Annotated in this window: 2 protein-coding genes and 1 pseudogene; all 3 read left to right on the forward strand. The window is 59.0% G+C overall.

Going from position 1 to position 1,764, the window contains the following annotated elements; genetic code table 11:
- On the forward strand, positions 1-732 hold a 732-nt coding region (gene phnX, locus GIW04_RS30440; protein ID WP_236479584.1), incomplete at its 5' end, for a phosphonoacetaldehyde hydrolase.
- 114 nt (positions 733-846) lie between these two features.
- Positions 847-1,395, forward strand: a complete 549-nt coding sequence (locus GIW04_RS30445) for a cytochrome b (RefSeq protein WP_003192236.1) — start codon at positions 847-849, stop codon at positions 1,393-1,395.
- A gap of 292 nt (positions 1,396-1,687) precedes the next feature.
- Positions 1,688-1,764: pseudogene (locus GIW04_RS30450) on the forward strand (2,3-diketo-5-methylthio-1-phosphopentane phosphatase); the annotation flags it as partial.

Consider the following 1,764-nt stretch of genomic DNA (forward strand, 5'->3'; position numbering starts at 1 on the left):
GTCGAGGCCTTCGCCGAGTTCGACGTGCAGGTATCTATCGAGGAGGCCCGTGGCCCGATGGGCATGGGCAAGTGGGACCATATCCGCACCCTCTGCGACCAACCGCAAGTTGCCGAACGCTACCGCCAGGCGTTCGGCCGCACGCCCACCGACGACGACGTGACCGCCATCTACCAGCGCTTCATGCCGCTGCAGATCGAGAAAATTGCCGAGCACTCGGCCCTGATCCCCGGCGCCCTCGACACCATCGCCGCCCTGCGCGGCCAAGGTATCAAGATCGGTTCCTGCTCCGGCTACCCCAAGCAGGTGATGGACAAGGTCGTGGCCCTGGCTGCCACCAACGGCTACGTCGCCGACCACGTCGTGGCCACTGACGAAGTGCCCAACGGCCGACCATGGCCGGCCCAGGCGCTGGCTAACGTGATCGCCCTGGGCATTGATGATGTGGCGGCCTGCGTGAAGGTCGACGACACCGTGCCGGGCATTCTCGAAGGTCGCCGTGCCGGCATGTGGACCGTGGCCCTGACCTGCTCTGGCAACGCGCTGGGCCTGACCTACGAGCAATTCCGCGCCCTGGACACCGACACACTGGCCAGCGAGCGCCAGCGCATCGAAGCGATGTTCGAAGCTTCACGTCCACATTACCTGATTGACACCATCACCGATCTGCCACGGGTCATCAGCGACATCAACCAGCGCCTGGCCCGCGGGGAAATGCCGCAGGCCTACTGACCGAGGTCAAGACAAGGGCAGTGGCAACAAGCGCAGCGCTCAAAACAGGCATACAGTTAATGCACTCCATCGCTAAAGAATGGAGGTACGCCCTGATGAGTGAGGAACACAGCGATGCCGTGGAAAAATTCCGATACACGCTACAGCACTATGTCCATTGCGTTGCACTGGTTGATGGTGGTGCTGCTGGCGGTGGTCTACGCCTGCATTGAACTGCGCGGCCAATTCCCCAAAGGCAGCGGTGCGCGCACCTTGATTGTTGAAATGCACTTCATGCTCGGCCTTACCGTGTTTGTACTGGTGTGGCTGCGCTTGTTTGCACGTAGCCTGGGGGTGGCGCCGAAGATCGTGCCGGCGCCGCCGCAGTGGCAAAGCCTGCTGGCGACGCTGATGCACGCTGCGTTGTATGCGTTGATGATCGGCATGCCGATTGCCGGTTGGTTGATCGTCAGTGCCGAAGGGCATTCAGTGATGTTCTATGGGATGGAATTGCCGCCGCTGATCACGGAAAACAAAGCATTGGCCAAGGAAATTGAAGGCTGGCACGTGCTATTTGGCCAGATCGGTTACTGGCTGATCGGGCTGCATGCGTTGGCGGGGATCTTTCATCATTACGTGATGCGCGATAACACGGCGCTGCGCATGATGCCCAAACGCAGATAACGACTTTACCTGGCACTCCAAGCGTGCCAGGTAAACCATCCTACATCGTCTATACATTTCCTACTTTGTAGTTTCGATTTAACGCTTTTAGCTTGGGATTACTCCCACGACATCCATCAGAAAGAACCCGTAATGTTTTGTCGCACGGCAGTGCTCCAGCAATTGAACACTCGCCTCTGACAACGAACTGAACGGGATTTTTATGGAAGGCGCCTCAAGTAACTGTCGCCAGCACACTTGCGCGGATCAGGGAGATGCTACAGCACCTCCGACGTTCAGCCAGTGGTATGTCTTGTGTGACTTCGACGGGACCATTACCCCCACCGATGTCATCGACAACGTCCTCCAACGCTTCGCCGGCCCCGAGTG

Origin of the sequence: Pseudomonas sp. PA-4-8C (genome assembly GCF_021606625.1) — a bacterium.
Taxonomy (GTDB): Bacteria; Pseudomonadota; Gammaproteobacteria; order Pseudomonadales; family Pseudomonadaceae; genus Aquipseudomonas; species Aquipseudomonas lactis.

Excerpts from the sequence above, each read along its gene's own strand:
- GIW04_RS30445 (WP_003192236.1), top strand. The coding sequence starts at position 847 with ATGCCGTGGAAAAATTCCGATACACGCTACAGCACTATGTCCATTGCG.